This is a genomic window from Arthrobacter sp. LjRoot14, assembly GCF_964253905.1.
In the GTDB taxonomy this organism is placed as follows: Bacteria; Actinomycetota; Actinomycetes; order Actinomycetales; family Micrococcaceae; genus Arthrobacter.
On record NZ_CAXURL020000001.1, the window covers coordinates 2,318,021 to 2,337,384 of the forward strand.

Annotated in this window: 15 protein-coding genes; 7 read left to right on the forward strand and 8 right to left on the reverse strand. The window is 65.4% G+C overall.

The genetic code is table 11. The annotated features are described in order from the left end of the window. Window positions 1-96: 96 nt before the first annotated feature. The 3 genes from ACSQ12_RS10305 to ACSQ12_RS10315 form a co-directional block, all read right to left on the reverse strand. Window positions 97-660, reverse strand: a complete 564-nt coding sequence (locus tag ACSQ12_RS10305) for a hypothetical protein (RefSeq protein ID WP_307864412.1) — start codon at window positions 658-660, stop codon at window positions 97-99. A 318-nt stretch (window positions 661-978) separates the two neighbouring features. Beyond that, a complete protein-coding gene (locus tag ACSQ12_RS10310; RefSeq protein WP_436065329.1) occupies window positions 979-3,147 on the reverse strand; it encodes an amylo-alpha-1,6-glucosidase in 2,169 nt (722 codons plus the stop codon). Between the two features lie 253 nt (window positions 3,148-3,400). Then, window positions 3,401-3,985, reverse strand: coding sequence for a helix-turn-helix domain-containing protein (locus ACSQ12_RS10315; RefSeq protein ID WP_209745106.1), 585 nt, complete (start codon window positions 3,983-3,985; stop codon window positions 3,401-3,403). Window positions 3,986-4,106: 121 nt separating this feature from the next. Between ACSQ12_RS10315 and ACSQ12_RS10320 the strand changes: the two genes are divergently transcribed. Together ACSQ12_RS10320 and ACSQ12_RS10325 are read left to right on the forward strand one after the other, a co-directional pair. Next, window positions 4,107-5,129: an NAD(P)/FAD-dependent oxidoreductase gene (locus ACSQ12_RS10320; RefSeq protein WP_436065330.1), complete on the forward strand. Its 1,023-nt coding sequence runs from the start codon at window positions 4,107-4,109 to the stop codon at window positions 5,127-5,129. Then, window positions 5,119-5,910 carry a class I SAM-dependent methyltransferase gene (locus ACSQ12_RS10325; protein WP_436065331.1) on the forward strand — a complete coding sequence of 264 codons (792 nt, stop codon included), beginning with the start codon at window positions 5,119-5,121 and terminating at the stop codon, window positions 5,908-5,910. The genes ACSQ12_RS10320 and ACSQ12_RS10325 overlap by 11 nt, the downstream gene beginning before the upstream one ends. Before the next feature lie 35 nt (window positions 5,911-5,945). Here ACSQ12_RS10325 and ACSQ12_RS10330 read toward each other — a convergent pair whose 3' ends face one another. The 4 genes from ACSQ12_RS10330 to ACSQ12_RS10345 form a co-directional block, all read right to left on the reverse strand. Then, window positions 5,946-6,758 carry a hydrolase gene (locus ACSQ12_RS10330; protein WP_436065332.1) on the reverse strand — a complete coding sequence of 271 codons (813 nt, stop codon included), beginning with the start codon at window positions 6,756-6,758 and terminating at the stop codon, window positions 5,946-5,948. A gap of 117 nt (window positions 6,759-6,875) precedes the next feature. Next, window positions 6,876-10,328: a family 78 glycoside hydrolase catalytic domain gene (locus tag ACSQ12_RS10335; protein ID WP_436065333.1), complete on the reverse strand. Its 3,453-nt coding sequence runs from the start codon at window positions 10,326-10,328 to the stop codon at window positions 6,876-6,878. A 147-nt stretch (window positions 10,329-10,475) separates the two neighbouring features. Beyond that, entirely contained in the window at window positions 10,476-12,188 is a 1,713-nt protein-coding gene (locus ACSQ12_RS10340; protein WP_436065334.1) for an ABC1 kinase family protein, read from the reverse strand. A gap of 5 nt (window positions 12,189-12,193) precedes the next feature. Beyond that, window positions 12,194-12,736, reverse strand: a complete 543-nt coding sequence (locus ACSQ12_RS10345) for a PadR family transcriptional regulator (protein ID WP_436065335.1) — start codon at window positions 12,734-12,736, stop codon at window positions 12,194-12,196. Between the two features lie 210 nt (window positions 12,737-12,946). Here ACSQ12_RS10345 and ACSQ12_RS10350 point away from each other — a divergent pair, with 210 nt between their 5' ends. The 3 genes from ACSQ12_RS10350 to ppsA all read left to right on the forward strand — a co-directional run bounded on the left by ACSQ12_RS10350 (window position 12,947) and on the right by ppsA (window position 16,867). Continuing rightward, a complete protein-coding gene (locus ACSQ12_RS10350) occupies window positions 12,947-13,411 on the forward strand; it encodes a phage tail protein (protein ID WP_436065336.1) in 465 nt (154 codons plus the stop codon). 92 nt (window positions 13,412-13,503) lie between these two features. Beyond that, entirely contained in the window at window positions 13,504-14,322 is an 819-nt protein-coding gene (locus ACSQ12_RS10355) for a pyruvate, water dikinase regulatory protein (protein WP_436065337.1), read from the forward strand. A 151-nt stretch (window positions 14,323-14,473) separates the two neighbouring features. Next, window positions 14,474-16,867, forward strand: coding sequence for a phosphoenolpyruvate synthase (gene ppsA, locus ACSQ12_RS10360; protein WP_436065338.1), 2,394 nt, complete (start codon window positions 14,474-14,476; stop codon window positions 16,865-16,867). Between the two features lie 65 nt (window positions 16,868-16,932). On the opposite strand, the gene ACSQ12_RS10365 is transcribed toward ppsA, so the two are convergent. Then, window positions 16,933-17,721, reverse strand: a complete 789-nt coding sequence (locus tag ACSQ12_RS10365; RefSeq protein ID WP_436065339.1) for an alpha/beta fold hydrolase — start codon at window positions 17,719-17,721, stop codon at window positions 16,933-16,935. A gap of 183 nt (window positions 17,722-17,904) precedes the next feature. Between ACSQ12_RS10365 and ACSQ12_RS10370 the strand changes: the two genes are divergently transcribed. Together ACSQ12_RS10370 and ACSQ12_RS10375 are read left to right on the forward strand one after the other, a co-directional pair. Beyond that, entirely contained in the window at window positions 17,905-18,318 is a 414-nt protein-coding gene (locus ACSQ12_RS10370) for a hypothetical protein (protein WP_436065340.1), read from the forward strand. 149 nt (window positions 18,319-18,467) lie between these two features. Next, complete coding sequence (locus ACSQ12_RS10375) at window positions 18,468-19,337, forward strand: class II glutamine amidotransferase (RefSeq protein ID WP_436065341.1); 870 nt, start codon at window positions 18,468-18,470, stop codon at window positions 19,335-19,337. Window positions 19,338-19,364 lie beyond the last annotated feature (27 nt).

A 19,364-nucleotide genomic window follows, 5' to 3' on the forward strand; every position in this document is an offset into this window, starting at 1 on the left:
CAACGCGGACCAATGAGAGTCCTGGCTTTCAGCCTAGCTCAGCGCTCCCTTGCGGTAGGCGAGCCGGCCGATGGCGGGAGAGTCCGCCAGATTGGATCAGGCCTTGGCGACCGGCAGCACCAGCAGGTAGCCGGTCGGCAGATCAGTGCTCCAGCGCCGCGGCTCACGGACGACGAACTGAGTCGCCAACTGCTCGGGGGTGAGCAGGCTGTTAGGAGCAGGGGATGGACCCCACTGTTCGCCGCCGTACGGGTAGAGCGGATCTTGCACACGGATGGCGGTGACCGGGAACTCCGGGAACTGGCTGGGATCGCCGAGTGATTCGAAGCCGCTCATCACCGATACGTGGCGACCGCGCCACAGGACCAGCCCGACCGGCCGGCCTGTGTCGACGATGGCGCGCGCAGCGGTCTGCAGCGCGTCCTCGTAGTCAGCGATGCTGACGACGGCGTACGGCCCCATCCCGACCTCGTTGAGCACCTGCGCCCAACCCAAGGGGTTGGCACCGTTGAACGAGTCGGTCGACCGTGCCCGGGCCATCTCCCAGAGTTCGCCTTGCTGAACGCTATCGGCCCACGTCACGGTCCCCGTCTTGTCGATGAGGTTGTGCATGATCTGGATGCTTGCCGCCACACACCATTCAAAGGTGTACTGCGGCACGAAGTCCCCCTCCTGGTAGAGGTTGAGGGCGAACGCTTGGGGTGCCGGGGGCGGCACGGGAACCGACGTCGGGGTGGGGGAGGGCGTCCGTTGAGGAGGGGGGACGTCATCGCGTGCGGCCGGCGGGGCCGATGGGGTCTGGATCGGTTGATCGGTGGTGACTTCATCGAGCCTGGTTGCAGGCGCGCAGGCCGAGAGGAGGGTCGCTATGGCGACGAACCAGGCTACAAGAAGACGGAGCGGAGCACCGATCATGATCGGTCCAGTTTATCGCGACGCGGCGGGAATGCGTCGTGTAGTTCTTGGCGCCCGTGAGCCTCAAGGCCGGCGGCGGCCTTGAGGATGGCGTTTACTGGCTTGCTCGACCAGTTCTGTTATCCATGGGCGGTGCCCGCGGTGGAAAGCCATTCCTTCGGGCAGGCCCTGGACGGATGGGACGGACCCGGTGATATCTATGGTGATCCTGCCGCCGGCCATGGGTGCGTTGGTGATGTGGAGGTCACCGTACGATTCCGGAAGAACCGGATCCAGCCAGAATCCGCCGCGGGAAACGTGGGCGTCATACCGCATCAGGCTGGTCACCAGCAGGATCGGTGTGGTCGCTGCCCAGGCCTGCGGTGAACAGGCCGTGGGGTAGGCCACCGGCTCAGTGAACTGCTCACGGCTGAAGCCGCAGAACAGCTCAGGCAGCCGGCCGCCGGAGTATTCTGCAGCCTCCAGCAGTGCCGTGGAGATCCGTTGTGCTTCCGCCACAAAGCCGTACCGCAGTAGGCCGGCCGCGATGATTGCATTGTCGTGCGGCCAGACTGAGCCGTTGTGGTAGCTGGCGGGGTTGTAGGCACCCATGTCGCTGGCGAGGGTGCGCACGCCCCACCCGCTGAACATCTCCGGTGACATGAGGCGTTCGGCCACTTTGGCTGCTTTGTCCTCATCGATGAGGCCCAGCCAGAGACAGTGGCCCATATTGGATGCGCAGGCATCAACCTGCTGCTTTTTGCCGTCCAGGGCCACTGCATAGTAGCCGCGCTCAGGCATCCAGAACTGTTCGTTGAACTGCTTCTTCAGCGCCGAAGCCCAGCCGGCGAGTTTGTCGCCCAGAACCGTGTCGCCGTCGTCGTATGCCATCCATGCCCGCGCCAGGTACGCCGCGAAAACATAGGCCTGAACCTCGCAGAGCGCGATGGGTGGTTCGGCCAGTCGGCCGTCGGCGAAGTTGATGCCGTCCCAGGAGTCTTTCCATCCCTGGTTGATCAGCCCCTGGTCGTTGAGGCGCTGATACTCGACGAACCCGTCGCCGTCTTTGTCTCCATAGTCACGGATCCAGTCCAGCGCCCGGTCCGCGTGGGGCAGTAGTGCGGCGATGGTGTCCTTGGCGAATCCCCAGCGGCTGACCGCCCCGAGGACGTCAACAAACAATGGCGTGGCGTCAACACTCCCGTAGTAGACGGACTTACCTCCCAGGGATAGCCCGCTGGAGACATCGAGCCTGACCTCGTGGAGGATTTTTCCCGGTTCTTCCTCGCTCATTGGATCGACCACGGTCCCTTGGCGGTCCGCCAGAGTCTGGAGCGTGCCCAAAGCCAACGATGGGTCCACCGGCAGCGCCATTTCCGAGGCCCACAGCGAATCCCGTCCGAACAATGTCATGAACCAGGGCGCACCGGCGGCCACCACGACCCGGTCCGGGTGGTTCGGATCCTCGATGCGAAGCGCGCCGAGGTCGTCGTAGCTCCGCCTTAAAGTGCGTTCGATCGACGGGCTCCCCATGTGGAGCACCGGGATCCTGGCCACCCACTCCTGGCGGCGCCGGTCACTAGGGGACAGCCCGTCACCCTCAGCATGCACGAACGAATCAGAGGTGGCTCCGTCCATGCCGGGCACCGCGATGAGGACGGCGCTCCACTGGCCGTGGGCTGCGATAGAGGCCCTGTAGGTGATGGCATCCGGAGTCACGTCCGCTCCCGGGGCGCGGATTACAACGCCTTTCCGGACGTCTTGCCAGGCAGCCCGGATGGTCAGCACATGGCCTTCCGCTTGACGGTTTTCGTTCCATTGCCGCTGGATCCGCGCTTCCTTGACTTCAAAGAGATCGGCGAAATCAGCCTCAACGGTAAGAGAGACAGAGCACTCGACAGGGTCCAACGAGAAATTACGGACGGTAATCTGCTCCCGGATTCCAGCTCCCACCTCACGGAGCCGCTCAACAATCAGGGGGCTGTCGGCATATCCGTCGGTGCGTGGAACACGACCCGCAAACAGTGCACGGTACGGTTCCTTCGTCTCCGCGGCCAGTGGCTCGAGCGGTTGTCCGTTGATGGTCAGGCTCCACTTGGAAAGGATCCGGGTGTCCTGGACGAAAAGGCCATGGGGATGTTCCGGGTGGATGTCGCCGTTCGGCAAGGAGATACAGAAGGACGATCCCTCGACCAGGGTGACGGTCCCTGGCCCCATGGGACCGGCCGCCGTGTCAGAGTTCCACCCAGCCATTTTGGCCTCCCTCGGAATCAAGGCCCCGGCGGCCCCGGTTTCGGGCCGCTGCCGTCGAAGCCAACTCTGTGATCGACGCTACGCTCGCCGGCCCTCCGACGCTAGGGCTTTGATCAGTGGGACGCGGGCACGGTATAAATCCGGTCCATACCGGGCATAAGTACACTCGTCTTCCGCGGGCCGGGCGCCCACGGGGAGAGTAGTTGTGACAAAGCAATCAGCTCCACAACAAAGGCCCCTCGGGCCCGCTCGGCTATGAAGGCTTGGGCCGCGCGCGGACGTGCATCCGTTCGCCCTGCTGTCCAAACAGGCTGATGAACTCGACCGGTCTGCCGTCAGCGCTGGCGAACCAGTGCGGTGTGTGGGTGTCGAATTCTGCGGCTTCGCCAGGGCGCAGTTCGAAGTCCTTGTCGCCCAGCACCAGACGCAGCCGTCCGTTGAGGATGTAGAGCCATTCGTAGCCTTCGTGAACGCGCGGGTCGGGCTCCGACCCGCGCGCATCACCTGTAAGCACCATCTTGAAGGCCTGTAATCCGCCCGGACGGCGTGTGAGCGGAACAGCCGTCATGTCGCCATGGGTGATGGGCTGCAGGTGAATTCTCGGATCCCCGGTGGGCGGCGCGCCAACAAGGTCGTCGAGGGGAACACCGTACATCCTCGCGAGTGGCAGCAGGAGTTCAAGGTTGGGCCTGCGTTGGCCGGATTCCAAGCGGGACAAGGTGCTCACCGACACTCCGGATGCGGCGGACACATCCCCAAGGGTGAGGTTTCGTTCTGTGCGGAGTGCCCGAAGCCGGGGGCCGACTGCCCCGAGAACGTCGTCAAGCTCAGTTTCCATGATCCCACTTTGCCATACCGGCAATCATATTTGTCAATTCTGGATTGTGCGATGGAAGCTGGTGTGACCGCCGCAGGACTCCGGCGACGAACTTCCAGGACGCGAAGAAGGAAAGATCTGTATGGACACCACACGCTATGACGTTGTAATTGTCGGTGGCGGCGCGGCGGGACTCAGCGCTGCCACGACTCTGGGCCGGGCGCTTCGCTCGGTACTGGTCATCGATTCCGGAAGTCCACGCAACGGACCCGCCGCGGGTGTACACGGCTATCTTTCGAGGGACGGCATGGACCCCTGGGAACTGCTGTCCACAGGACGCAGCGAAGTGCTCTCCTACGGGGGAACGATCATCGACGGCGAAGCCGTTTCGGCACGGCGGACGTCCGATGGATTCGGGGTGATTCTCGGCGATGGCCGCCTGTTCCACGGCAGGCGCCTTCTCGTCACCACCGGCCTGACTGACGAACTGCCTCCCGTCGACGGGCTGCGGGAGCAATGGGGAAAGGGCGTTGTGCACTGCCCCTACTGCCATGGCTGGGAAATTCGCGGGCAACGGATTGGAGTGCTGGGCACAGGCCCGCTGTCCGTCCATCAGGCGCTCCTGTTCAGGCAGTGGTCCCGGGACATCACTCTTTTCCTCAACGACACCGTTGAACCCACCGATGACGAGTGGGAAAAGCTCGCCGCCCGGTCCGTCACGGTCGTTGACGGCGCCGTGGCTTCTGTTGACGCTGTCGATGGCGTCCTCACGGGCCTCACGCTCCGCCAGGGTCCCACGTTCGACGTGCAAACTCTCGCTGTCGGAACACGGATGGAGGCCAGATCCGCGCTTCTGGAATCACTCGGGCTAGGTTCCCAGGTGCACCCGTCGGGGGCCGGACGGTTTATCGAGACCGATGCTATGGGTGCGACGGCCGTCCGCGGCGTGTACGCGGCCGGCAATGTCTCCAACCTCATGGCTCAGGTGATCACCGCAGCGGCCGAGGGTGTCATGAGCGGCGCACGGATCAACGCCGACCTCATCGAAGAGGAAACCCGGTGGGCTGTCGAGGGTCACTTCGGCCCCTTCTCGGCCGCCTCGGAAGCAGCCGTCTCTCAGATCGTGCTGACACACCGACGCCATGGCCTTGATGATGGCATCTGACGGTCACGACCAGAACCGCTTCCTCGACCTCGATGCCAAGGTGTTCGGCGACCATGTCGCAGCCGTCCTGGACCTGGCCGGGGTGCCGGTTGCGCGCAGCATCGTTGACCTCGGCGCCGGCACCGGCGCAGGTAGCCGGCTGCTTCGCCAGCGATTTCCCGACGCCGCGGTGACGTGCGTTGACAATGACCCGCAGATGCTCGAGCTGCTTCGCGGGCAGGGCTTCGCCGTGGTCGGGGCCGACCTCGACCACGGCTTCCCTGCGCTGGGCGGCTCCTTGATAGCGGCGGGTGTAGCGGCCGAGGCGCCGGTTGACCTGGTGTGGGCATCGTCCTCCCTCCACCATGTAACCCACCCCGCCCGGCTCTTGTCGGGGGTCCGGCGGGCACTGGCCCCGGGCGGGGTGCTGGTCGTCGTCGAGCTCGCCGCCCTGCCCCGCTTCCTGAGCCATCCGCGCGGAGCGCTGCTGGAGCTGCGCTGCCACGCCGCTGCGGCGGCCGAGGGATGGAACCATTACCCGAACTGGACGCCGGTCATCGAGGCCGCCGGGTTCGCCGTCACCAGGTCTGAGGTGACGGGCATCGCACCAGTGACACCGGCCGCGCGGGAGTACGCCCGGCAGTGGTTCGCGCGCTTCTCACACCTGGCGGCCCTCACCGCCCACGACCACGAGGCCGTGGCAAACCTGCTGGAGCGATTTACCGACGACGTTGAGCTGGACCCCCGCGCCACCCGGACCGTCTGGGTGGCCACGCCCGTCGAGGCCCAGGAGCAGCCTTGAGCCAGCTGGTGAACGCATAAGAGCTAAGGGGCGGGTCAGGTCAGATGGTCGAAGTCTCCTCGCGCCCAAGCAGCGTGCCGGTGGGCGGAATCGTGCAGGACGGCCCTGGCTCCGGACGCGATGACATTGTTGAAGTTGCCGTAGATCCGGTCGAACTCGAGTTCTCCGAGCTGAGCGGCGATTCGCAACGCTACCGCGCCGGATAGCGGCAAATGATTCGGGTAGCTGCGCGTGAAGGAGATGGACCGACGGTCTGGATTTGGAAACACGCTGTCACCGGTCAGCAGGACTCCTCTGCCGGCCGCTCCTGCAGCCCAGTGCACCACCGCACTGCCGGGGAAGTGCCCCCCGGTCTGGTGCAGTGTCAACCCTTCGGCGACAGTGTGACTGCCGGACCAGTAGTCGATGACCGGATCGTTGCGCCCCAGCCATCGCCGGTCTGCGTCCGCCACCAGCACAGGGACGCCACCGAGCCGATGCGACCATTCGACCTGCACGCCAAACATGTGAGGATGGCTGGCCGCAATTGCCAGGACCGGGCCCCGCTCGAGCGCTGCGTTCACGGCACTGTCATCGACATATCCCACCGGATCCCACAGCAGCGAGCCCTGGTGTGTCACCACCAGCTGAGCGGTCTGGCCGATCCCGACTTTAGGCTCCGTCTTGATCGCGATAAGTCCCGGCTCATTCTCCTTCAGCACTGTCTGCTGACCCCCTCGAGCCAGCCCGTCCAGTGTCAGCCACTTTTGTCCGTCCTCGGGCACATACTGCCGCTCATCGGTGCAGATCGGGCAGAGCTCCGGGGCAGGTTCGTCGCGTTCGACGGCGCAGGTCGCGCAAATCAGCATGGTTGGCCCCTTCCAAACGTCCTGTGTCCTACTATCCGCCTTCCTCACGGCCGCAGGCTGGCGTGCCCACACTATGGCACGTGAGTCTGAGGAAGAAAGGTGCTAACCCGGTTGCTGTCAGGATTCGCAGGACGGCGTGAAGTTCCAGGTTCCCGCGTGGACCCGGAAGTCACGCGTTGCAGGTCCGTTGGCCGGGGCGGTGCTGCTACGCCCGCTACCGTTTGAGGCGCTGCTTAGGCTGGAACGCACGACGGCGGGTCCCGCCGTCGGACCCTGGATTCCGTAAGTGCTGTCGGGCAACCGGACGATGGCGGTGACGCCGGCGGGAACCGTGCACTCCAAGTGCGTTCCAGCCGGGGTCCGCCGCCAAGCAACAGCAACGTCACCATTGGGCAGCGGGAGACTTCCCCGGGCGTGCTCGAGCCGGCAGGCCGGCGGTTCGATCAGCAGTTCGCTGCCTCCGGGAACCGTCACACGCACGCCGAGCAGGGACTCCAGGATTTCCTTCACCACGGAGGCGGACCAGGCGTGGGACTGGCTGTAGTCGGTGCCGTCTTCCAGTTCCCAGGCTTCCCAGGTGAAGCTAGCGCCCTGATCGAGGAGCCGCGCCCAGCCGGGCTGGTCGGACGATGTGAGCAGGTCGAGGATCGCGTCGGTCAGCCCCTCGGCCACCAGGGCGCGCACCAGGCGGTGCACGGTCATGGGTCCCTGGCGCATGCCCTGGGCCGCGATCCGCTCTGCGTCAGTCGCTGCGTGCGCAGGATCGGTGATTGCGAGGGACAGCGGGAAGGACGTTGCGTGTTGGGATGCATGGGTGCTGGGTGTTCCGTCAGCGTGCAGCCCGTCCACCATCACGCCGTCCACGCGCAGGCGCGTGCGGATGGTTTCCGCGAGGGCCCTGGCATGTCCGGCGTAGCGCACGGCATCGTCCTCCTGGCCGGCGATGCTGCACAGCCGCGCAGTGGACATGAGGGCCGAGTAGGCCTGGGCGTTGACGGTGGTCTTTGCAGCGCACTCCATGTCGTAGCCGAAGCGGCCGGGGGCTGGCCAGTCCACGATGCCGTGAAGGTAGGGGCCGGAGCCGCCGCCCAGTTCGGTGACCAGTCCCGCCGTCGGGCCGTCCGTGGCGAGGTACCGCAGCGCGTAGTCGGCGGTGTTCCGGAGGTGCGGGAGCAGTTCCGTCACGAGTGCGAGGTCTCCGGTCCGGAGGTGGTATTCCTCGGCCCACTCCGGCATCATGAGCGAGAAGTCGGGGATGTCGCGCTTCCCGTCGCCGTTGGGATAGACCGCGTTGTAGCGCCCCCGGTCCTCGCCGGCGTTCCAGTAGCGACCTGCCGACCAGCCGAACTCCCGCAGCGCCTGAGCCGTGTAGGCGTGCTCGCCGAAGAGTGCCATGGTGGCGTAGGAGATGTTGACGGCGTCGGCCAGGAACTGGCCTTTCTCCCGCGTGGGCGAATCCACGAACTGCTCCTGGACGCCGTACAGCGCTGAATCGCGCAGCAGCCGGAAAACGGCATTCAGTGCGGCGTCTGAGCTGCTGAAGCTCCCCTCGTGCGGGTGCCGGCCATGGACGACGACGGCGCCCACCCGGGACAATTCCGAGGCCTCCACGCCGGGGAGTTCCAAGTACCGGAAGCCCAGGTGCACGCTGCTACGGAATTGCTGGGGGCCTTCCGCCTGCGTATACGGGAAGGACATGTCCGTGTTCTGGCTGGGCGTTTTGCCCCTGTCCACCCTGCCGCCGGCGTCCAGGGAGTACCCGGCCCGGATCATCACGGTCCGCCCGGCCACGCCGGCGCCGAAGTCCACCTCCGGGCGCGCCGGGATGACCCGGCCGAAGTCCGCCACCAGCGTTCCGTCTGCCGCTGTCATGAAAGCCTCCGGGGCCACAAAAGTCTCGCAAAGGAAAGTGCGCCGGGGGTGCAGTGCCGGGAATGCCGGGACGGGGTGGGGGCCGTAGCTTAGGGCCGGCAGAAGGTCCTGGCAGGCGCCGAACGCTGCCGCGGCCTGACCGTCGAGGTGCTCCACGGGATCGCCTTCGTCGTTCCGGTAGCCGGCCTGCCGGTACGGGGCCTCGGCCGCGCTCCAGTCCGGGCCGGATCCGAAGATCTCGCGGCGCCCGTCGGTGTAGTCAACGCTGAGCCGGACCAGCAGGCCGGGGACGCTGGCAGCCCTGCCCTGGCCGGGGCCGTACCAGTGCAGCAGGGCTGTGAGCGAAACATCTGTGGGCTGCTGCCGGCCGGGCGTTGTCGCCTGGCCCGGCTGCGCTGCCGTGTCTTGCGGTGTGTGGGCAGCCAGGAGCGCAGTGACGTCGGCGGCGTCGTAATATCCTTCGCCGGGGTAGCTGAACGAAGTGGTGCTGAGGCAGGGCCTGCCGTTCACGGCAAGCTGGGCATGATGGCTGGCTGCGGCGAAAAGGCGCGCACGGGCAACGGCGCCGGTGAGCTGGATGGTGGTGCGGAGGACGGTCCATTCATCGGGCTGCCGGTGAACCGTGGTGCGCGCCCAATGGCTCAGGACGGCACGGGCTTCCTCCGTCCCGGTGTCGAATCTTTGGTCCAGGAGCAGCATGGCATTGATGGGATCCGCCGTTTGACGGGGTGCCGCGTCAGGTGCGGGCCCCGTGGCGGTGACCCGTAAGGAGGCGTACTCGGCTTGGCTGCGGGGTCCCTGGTGGAGTGCCAGCCGGCCCTCCGATCCGGCCTGAGAGGGTTCAGCCACGGAAAGCAGCTCAACGCCGTCGAGGCTCACGGTGATGGTGACGCCGTCGTCAGTGACGGTCAGGTGCTGCCATGTGCCCGGGACCAGGTCCTTGCCGGGCAGTCGCTCCTGGCTGGCCACGGCCCCGCGTTCCAGCTGTGCGCTGGCCAGTACTTCGGTGCCGGGAGTAGCAGTGGCTGGGATTTCCCAGGCCGGGGCGCGGCGGAGCACAACGCTGCCAGCGGTGTTCAGTTCCAGCAGCAGTCCCGTGCCCGGGCCACTGCTGCGGAGAAGCAGACCGGCCCATCCCATCACCGGACGGAGGCGGGCGTCCAGGGTGAACCCCCGCACGGGCGCGCAGGGGACGGGAAGGAACGGCGAGCCTGAAACACGAAGGGCACCGTCCAGGACGTCCAGCGGCGGCCGGCCGCCTGCCGCCCGGTGGATCCAGTGGACGCCCCACCCGCTGTCCGAAAGTCCGGTACTGAAGGTCGCCGCTTCGGACCAGGGGCCGGGGCTCCCGGCGGCGTCACTCACGCGTACACGCCAGCTGTAGTCGGCGTCCTCAGCCAGTTCCGGCCCGGCGTAGGGGACCCCGGATTGGCGGGATGACGGGACTGGTCCGGAGTGCCAGATCTCGATTCCAGCCGAGTCTTCGACGGCGATCTCATAGCCGGTCTGCCGGGCGGCGGCAGGATCGGCGTCTTCCGGCTGGCTCAGCCTCCACCCGAACACCGGGCGCAGCGATGCCGTGAGGCAGGGGGCGAGGCCGTCGGTCAGCAGGCCGGCAGCACGAAGTCCGCCCTGGCGCCGGACAGGATCCGCACTCGGGGAGGGCGACTTGGGGGCGGTGCCGGATGGGGTTTTCAATGGAACTCCGTTTCTGCCCGAAGGCACAAGCCAGAAAGCGCTTTCTGCGCCCCAAGTCTGGACTATGGATGAGCGGAGAGTCAAGCGATGTAACGATTCAAAGGGCCTTGACCCGCGAGCTTCCGCCGGGGCTCCTCACCACTTCACTTAGAGGCCTCGGCGTCCCGCCCACAGCCCGTGCAGCAGCGGCAGGACCGACATGACCATCAGCAGGTTGCCGAGCAGCGCGTCGTCCGCCCTGACCACGGAGCCTGCGATAAGCAGGGCGCCGAAAACGAGCGCCGATGCCGCTCGCTGCGCCGTCCGGTCCAGTCGAGCCATCTGCCGTTCGAGACGCGGATTAGCCACGGTTAGCGAGCCGTCCTCGATTCGAGTGAGAAGACCGTCCAGGCGTTTCGGCAGACCAAGTGTGACCCCGGCGGCGTCGAGCGCCTGCTTAGCCACGTCCTGCACGATGTTTCCACGCTCGTCGCGCAGCAATTGCGCTGCATAGGGTTCCACCGCATCCCAGAGATTGAACCTGGCATCCAGTGAGCTGCACACTCCCGAGGTGAGTGACATCGCCCGGATGATGAGCAGGAAGTTCTCCGGCAACTGGAACGGCAGCGAGCGAACCAGGTCGCCGAACTCCACCGCAAAATCAAGGAACTCCCGGGGGTCCACCTCGCGAAGCTCGGCGAAGCCCATCCCGCCGAACCGGGAGAAAAGATGCGTCATCGCCCGCTCAAGTTCGGCCGTGTCGGCCGACGGCACCAGCACCCCCACCTCGCGGATCGCGGCCACCAAGCCCTTACCGTCACGCGAGGCAGCCGCAATCAGAAGCTTCCGCAGGCCGCTGCGAGTACTGGGAGGAACCTCGCCCATCATGCCGAAGTCGATGAACGTCAGCTTCCAGGGGCGTCCTGAGGATGAATCGGAAACCGGGGTGACAAAGATGTTTCCGGGGTGCGGGTCGGCATGGAAAAAGCCGTTGCTGAACATCTGGTCGAACATGACCGACGCGAAAACCGGGGCAACCTGCGCCGCGTCGATGCCCGCCGCAAGAAGTTCCTCCGAGTCAGTGATCTTGATCGCCGCGACATCTTCGAGGACGAGCACGCGGCGGGTGCTCCACTCCCAGGCGACCTCGGGCACACCAACCCGGTCGTCGTCGGCGAAATCAGCCGCGAAGCGTTCTGCATTCGCTGCTTCATGCAGGTAGTCGATCTCCTCAAGACTAATTTGTGCAAACTCCTCCACCAGGGCGGGCATGTCCGCTCGATCGGACACCAGACGCACACGGCTGAGCCAGCCGCCCACTTTGCGCAGTGCCGCCAGGTCGACGTCGACAATCGCGTCGATGCCCGGGCGCTGCAGCTTCAAGACCACGCTCTGGAGTCCGGCGTCGGCGGCATTGGCGGGAAGAAGTTGTGCGCGGTGCGCCTGCCCAAGGGATGCGGCAGCGATTGGCATCTCTTCGACCGAGGCGAAGATCTTGTCCAGCGGCGCGCCCAGCTCCGCCTCGGAAAGTGCACGGATTGCGGAAAACGGGACGGGGGGCACCTCGTCCTGCAGCCCCTCAAGTTCCTTGGTGATCTCGGGCGGAAGCACGTCGAGTCTGGACGACAGGAACTGACCCACTTTGATCATCAGGCCGCCCAGGTCCACCGCGAGCGCGTGGAAGCGCTGCGCGAAGCGCCGCATCCTCCTCGTCCGGGTGCGCTCTGCAATTTTGCCTAGCCCGACGCGGGGGAGGAACAGCTCAAACCACCAGGTCACCGAAAGATGCCACGCGGCGAAGCGCAGGATGCGACGGTAACGGGCACGGGTGTCACCTGCGCCGGGCACCGGATCAGCCCGGTCCCGACGAACCGACGACACTCCCGTCAGTCCTGGGCGAGGATCGAATACAGCCGGCGACGTGCCTCGTCGAGCACCGCCACGGCCTGCTGCACCTGCTCCGGCGAGCCGGTGCGACCCACCTGGGACGCGGCCTGCGCGAGCTCGACACCGGCCCTGGGGAGTGCCGCGAATCCGGTGCCGGATGTCGGACCCCCTGGCTCCCACGGCGATGATGCGTGGGCACCCGCCACATCCTCGCGGCCCGCTTCGGTCAGCGAATAGATCTTGCGGCCGTTGGACTCCTCGGCGCGGATCAACCCCTCGTCCGCCAGCAGCTGCAGCGTGGGGTAGACGGAGCCGGCGCTCGGCTTCCAGCTGCCGCTGCTGCGCTCCTCAATTTCACGGATGATCTGATAGCCGTGCATCGGCCGCTCCGCCAGCAGGGCCAGCACCGCCGACCGTACCTCGCCTCGCCCCGCCCGGGTGCCCGAGCGCTTCTCAAACCTTGAACGCAGCTCTTCAACGGCCTGCCACATGCTGTCGATGTTGGGGCCGCCAAATCCGCCAGCCGGGTGTGCATTACGCATGTTGCTCTCCTCAGTGAATCGCGAACGATACTCAACGATACATTTCGATATACGCGAAAACCAGCATTGCCCGAGGCTAAAGGGACTCAGCGCGGGACCGATTGCCAGTCGTCCACTCGCCGGGGGCCGGCGGAGGCACGCGAGCGTTCCGACGTTGGCGCAGCATGTGCTCACGTTATCGTTGTCCAACACGTCTCATCAGGAGGACGCATGCCGTACGTTGTTGACTTCGAGAACGTTTCCACTGTGGGTCTGGAATCATCTCCGTTTGCCGAGACGCTCGCCGGGTTGCGCGCCAACGAGGGACGTTATTACCGGAACAAGTACGATCACGTTTTCACTGTGAGCCCTGCAGGCGGCCTCCCGGAGGTGGTCGACCGCGTGCGCCGCATCCTCAAGGAGGAACGCGACATCGTCATCGGCTCGCGCCCGCTGGAAGTGACAACCTTCGAAGTCGAAGGCTTGCGAATGGACTACGTGTTCTACGAGTCGGGGCTGTCGATCAACGTCATGTACAGCATTGAGGACGGCGGGAAACGGGCTGTGGGATTCAAACTGGCCGAAGGCATGGAGATTCCGGAAGAACTGGCATCGCGTTTCAAGTTCGCCCGCCAGAGATCAAAGCTCGCAGGAGTTATCCGCGGCTCCTACTTCGTGATCAAGGGTGAGTACTGATCGGCTGACGTTCCGCGTCCGGTGCCCCCGGACTTGGGATTCGCCGGCTTCCGCGTTGGGATACCGGACCGCTCCTGGTGGAGAATGCGTTCATGACCAATGACGATCTTCGGCCTGTCTACTTTCTTTCGGACAGCACCGGCATCACGGCGGAAACGCTCGGCAACACGCTGTTGACCCAGTTCCCCGCCAACAACTTTGACCGGATCACTGTTCCCTTCATTACCACCGTCGAGCAGGCCAGAACCGTCGTCCGTACCATCGACGACCTCGCCGCCACCGGCCCGCGGCCGGTCGTCTTCTCCACTGCTGTCAGTAGCGACATCCGCCGGGCCCTGGCCAAGTGCCAGGGGATCGTCGTGGATCTTATCGGGACGCATGTCGGACAGTTGGAGCAGGCCCTCGGCTCACCGGCCAGCGGCGAGCCCGGCAGGGCGCACGGCCTGGGCAATGCGGAGCGGTATCAGTCCAGGATGGCCGCTGTCGAGTACGCCATGGAACACGACGACGGGCAAAGCCTGCGTGCGCTGGAAAAGGCCCAGGTCATCCTGGTGGCACCGTCCCGCTGCGGAAAGACTCCCACCACCATGTACCTCGCGCTGCAACACGGAATCTTCGCCGCGAACTTCCCCCTGGTGGACGAGGATTTCGAGCGGGAGGGGCTCCCCAAGCCGCTGAGGCCCTTCGTTGAGAAATGTTTCGGACTCTCCTCCAACCCCCTGCGCCTGAGCCAAATCCGTACCGAACGCCGTCGCGGCTCGCCTTACGCCTCACTGCGGCAGTGCGGCTTCGAGCTGCGCAGCGCCGAGCAGCTGTACGTCTCCCACCGGATTCCATACTTGAATTCAGCCACGGTGTCCGTGGAGGAGATGGCTGCGACCATCCTGCAGCGCATGAACCTCAAGCACTAGGGAAAATTTTCACAAACTAAGTGTGGCGCACATCATGTGGAAAGAGCGCCCGAGACCTGTCACTGTGGACAGGATTCGCGCCCACCAACCGGTCATCGCCGGGAGCGGGGCGGCGCATCTGCATGCCATCATCTGCAAAGGAGCAGCAACTATGACGACAGACATCCTGTGGTTCTCAGAACTCGGACTCAAGGACCTGGACCGGGTGGGCGGAAAGAACGCCTCCCTTGGTGAGATGGTGCAGAACCTGACCTCTGCCGGCGTCCAGGTCCCTGACGGCTTCGCCACGACAGCCGACGCCTACCGCACTTTCCTCGCTGACTCCGGCCTGGACCAGAAGATCGCCGACCGGCTGGTCGGGCTGGACACCGACGACGTGACGGCACTCGCCGCAGCCGGCCAGGAAATCCGGACCCTGATGCGCGAGACGCCCTTCCTGCCGGACTTCGAAAAGCAGATCCGCGACTCCTACCAGCAGCTGGTGGACAAGCACGGCGGCTCGGACGACCTGTCCTGGGCCGTCCGTTCCAGCGCAACGGCGGAAGACCTTCCCGATGCCTCCTTCGCCGGGCAGCAGGAAACCTTCCTGAACGTCCGCGGTATCGAGAACATCCTGCTCGCCATCAAGGACGTCTTTGCGTCCCTGTACAACGACCGCGCCATCGCCTACCGCGTGCACCACAAGTTCGAACACGCCGAGGTGGCGCTCTCCGCCGGCATCCAGCGGATGGTCCGTTCCGACGTCGGCGCTTCCGGAGTTATGTTCACCATGGACACCGAATCGGGATTCAACGACGCCGTGTTCGTCACGTCCTCCTACGGCCTCGGCGAGGCCGTGGTCCAGGGCGCCGTCAATCCGGATGAGTTCTACGTCTACAAGCCCGCCCTGCAGGCCGGCCGCCCGGCGATCCTCAAGCGCGGGCTGGGTGAGAAGGCCCTCCAGATGACCTACACGAGCAACCGCGAAGTGGGCCACACCATCGATTTTGTTCCCGTTGAGGCTTCGTTGCGGAACCGCTTCAGCCTCACGGACGACGACGTCGAGCAGCTCGCCCGGCACGCCGTCGCCATCGAGAACCACTACGGCCGCCCCATGGACATCGAATGGGGCAAGGACGGGATCGACGGCGGCCTGTACATCCTCCAGGCGCGCCCCGAGACAGTGCAGTCCCGCCGTTCGTCCGGCAGCCTGAGCCGTTTCCGCCTCAACGGGACCGGCCGGACGCTCGTCGAGGGCCGCGCCATCGGCCAGCGCATCGGCGCCGGCAGCGTCCGCATCCTTACCGCGATCGACCAGATGGCCGCCTTCAAGACCGGCGATGTCCTCGTCGCGGACATGACCGACCCGGACTGGGAACCGATCATGAAGCGTGCCTCCGCGATCGTCACCAACCGCGGCGGACGCACCTGCCACGCGGCCATCATTGCCCGCGAACTGGGGATTCCCGCCGTCGTCGGCACCGGGAACGCCACTGACGCACTCTCAGACGGTCTCGAAGTGACCGTCTCGTGCGCCGACGGTGAAACCGGCGTCATCTACGAAGGGCTCCTGGACTTCAGCGTCGAGGAAACAGAGATCACCCAGCTGCCCGAGGCTCCGGTCAAGGTCATGATGAACGTCGGCACGCCCGAACAGGCCTTCACCTTCGCCCAGCTGCCCAACCACGGAGTCGGCCTGGCCCGGCTGGAATTCATCATCAACCGCCAGATCGGCATCCACCCGAAGGCCCTGCTGAACCTGGAGGATCAGCCGGCGGAGGTCATTGCGGAAATCCGGGAGCGGATCGCCGCCTACGAGAGCCCGCGTGACTACTACATCAAGCGCCTGGCAGAAGGGGTGGCGACCATCGCCGCGGCCTTCGCTCCGGAGCCGGTGATTGTGCGGATGTCCGACTTCAAGTCCAATGAGTACGCCAACCTGATCGGCGGCCCCGCCTACGAACCGCACGAAGAAAACCCGATGATCGGCTTCCGCGGCGCGTCACGCTACCTGGAACCGTCCTTCCGGGACTGCTTCGACCTGGAGTGCGAGGCGCTATCCTTCGTGCGCAACGAGATGGGGCTGACCAACGTCAAACTGATGATCCCCTTCGTGCGGACCGTGGACGAGGCCAGCGGCGTCATCGACCTGCTCGCGGAGAACGGCCTGCGCCGCGGCGAAAACGGCCTCGAGGTCATCATGATGTGCGAGATTCCGTCCAACGCGCTGCTCGCCGACGATTTCCTGGACTATTTCGACGGATTCTCCATCGGTTCCAATGACATGACCCAGTTGGCGCTTGGCCTGGACCGGGACTCCGCGATTGTCTCGGCCGGCTTCGATGAACGCGACCCCGCCGTGAAGAAGCTCCTGAGCATGGCCATCAAGGCATGCAAGGCGCGCGGCAAATATGTGGGCATCTGTGGCCAGGGGCCCAGCGACCACGCGGACTTCGCCGAATGGCTGGTCGGGGAAGGCATCGACTCGGTTTCCTTGAACCCGGACACCGTGGTGGATACCTGGCTCCGGCTCGCCGGCGCGGCAGCCGGCGCCGGGGCGAACTGACTCTTCGCATGGTAGGAGTGCCCGCCTGGGAAAATCCCCGGGCGGGCACTGCTTTACCAGTCGTCTTACTGGCGGGCGGAGTGCTCACGCACGCGCATCAACCATTCGGCGACGAAGTCTTGCAGGAGGTCGGGTTGCTCGTGCACCAAAGCGTGGCCGGCCCGATCGAGCACCGCAAAGGTAGCGCGGGGGTAGTGCCCGATTAACTCCAACGGGCCCGCATGCCCGGCCGTGGCATCCTGCCTTCCGGCAAGGATCAACACTGGATGGGGATGGGCTTTCGAGGCCTCCGGCGGATCCCGTAGCTCCCAGTGCGAAAAGATTCGCGTCAGGCCGGACTCGTCAACAAGCGGCATTGCGGGTGCCACAGACTCCCGGAACCGGCGCAGGGTCTCAGCAGTCTGCACAACGAAGTAGCTACGGTAAGCAGCCTCGAGATCGGGCCCCAGGTCGCCGGGCATATCGACCACAGAGGCGAGGACCTCGTGCTTGGGCACGTCACGCGTATGCGCGCCGACCGGGCAGATGAGTGCCATCCCGATGGCCTGGTCAGGTCTCCGGTTCGCAATGGCCCTGGCTAAATAGCCGCCGTAGGACTGACCAATGACAAGAAACGGTTCATCACCAATAGTGCTGTCGATCAGGCCGTGCAGAATATCCAGGACGTCATCGTTGCTCGTGATCGTCCCAGGCGCCGGCGTGTGGCCCATCCCCGGCAGGTCCGGATACAGCCGGCGAAAGCCTGACACGTTGCAGAATATTGGCTCGAGAGCGCCGGCGATTTCGCGATGGTCCACACCGGCCCCGTGCAGGGCGAGAACCGGCGTGCCGTTGCCATACTCGGCGTAATGCACTGGCAATCCATTGACCGTACATTTCATCCGGATAGTGTAGAGCGGGTCGCGGCTTTCCAATACCGTCACAGCGCGCCGGCCGGCGGTCACGTCCGCCGCAGTGGGGCCCGAACGGCCTAGTGACCAGCGCAGGAGGCACTGTGGCCCTACTCCAAGGGGGCGGCCACTTAATATCATTGCGTCATGGAACAGTTGCAGGAAGCCAACGCCGAAGAACCGGAATTGTCTGCCACCACAGTTTTCGCCAGTCTCGCGGAGTTGAGGGACGCCCCCGGCTATGGCCCAAAGGCGATAGCCGAAAGGCTCATAAATTCGCTGGGCGCTGAGGCAGCGGCCCCTCTGCTGGGCGTGAGCGTCGGACTTTTGGATCGGTGGGCAGCGGGCGAGGAAGCGCCGGATGCGGACGGCCGGCTTCAGCTTGCTGACCTGGACGCCCTGGTCGGGCACCTCCATGGTGCTTTCACGCCGGCCCAGGCCATGATCTGGATGTGCAGCCCCAATGTGCAGCTGGGCTCCAGACCAATAGATGTGTACCGCACACAGGGATCGGCGCCGGTGATCGGCGCCATCCGGGCCCACGTGCAGGAAGCTCTTTAACTGAACCGCAAGGCGTTCTCCACCGGTCGAAGGTCCGGCCGCGCTGCGTGCGGGCAATTCTAAGGAGCGGGCCGTGGGCAGGGCACACCCGACACCGAATCATGATCCCGATACGGCCGTTGAGCTGGTCCCAAAAGAAAGCACTTGCCATGTGCCGATTATTCGGGCTTCACGCCGGTTCCCGGCCAGTCCGGGCGACGTTCTGGCTCTTGGACGCCCCGGACAGCCTCGCGGACCAGAGCCGGCGGGAGCCTGACGGGGCAGGCATAGGGACCTTCGACGCGGACGGGAAGGCACGCGTAGCCAAACAGCCACTTGCAGCCTGGGAGGACCACGCTTTCGCTCGTGAGGCACGGGACCTGAAGAGCACCACGTTCCTGGCCCACGTGCGGTATGCCAGTACCGGCGCACATACCCTGGTCAACACACACCCGTTCCAGCAGGACGGGCGGCTGTTTGCCCACAACGGTGCCTTCGGTGATCTCGAACGGCTCGACCGCCATTTGGCCGAGTGTGGCGTTGCGGACCTCGTGCAGGGCCAGACCGACAGCGAACGCCTTTTCGCGCTTATCACCGCCGAGAGCCGCCGGACCGGCGGCGACGTCGGCGAAGGTATTGTCAGGGCAATCACATGGGCCGCCGAGGAGTTGCGCGTCTTCAGTCTGAACCTGATTGTGACCACGGCTACGGACCTGTGGGCGCTCAGGTACCCGGCAGCCCACGAGCTATACATCCTTGAACGGGATCCCGCCGCCGCTCCGGCCCCGGCGGCACCCCTCGACGCCCGGAGCAACCGGATCCGTTCCCGCAGCACGGAACTCGCCGGCAACCCGCATGTTCTTTTCGCCACTGAACCAATGGACCACAACCCGGCCTGGCGCCCCCTGGCATCCGGCGAACTGGCGCATGTCGATCCGTGCTTGACGGTAACTGTCACATCTCCCTTCCCGGACGTCCCTGCACATCCGCTCACGCTGTCCGATCTTGAACCGGATGCGGCGGCGTCCCAGACGCCTTGACACCTTCCTGCTGACAACCGCGGCCCG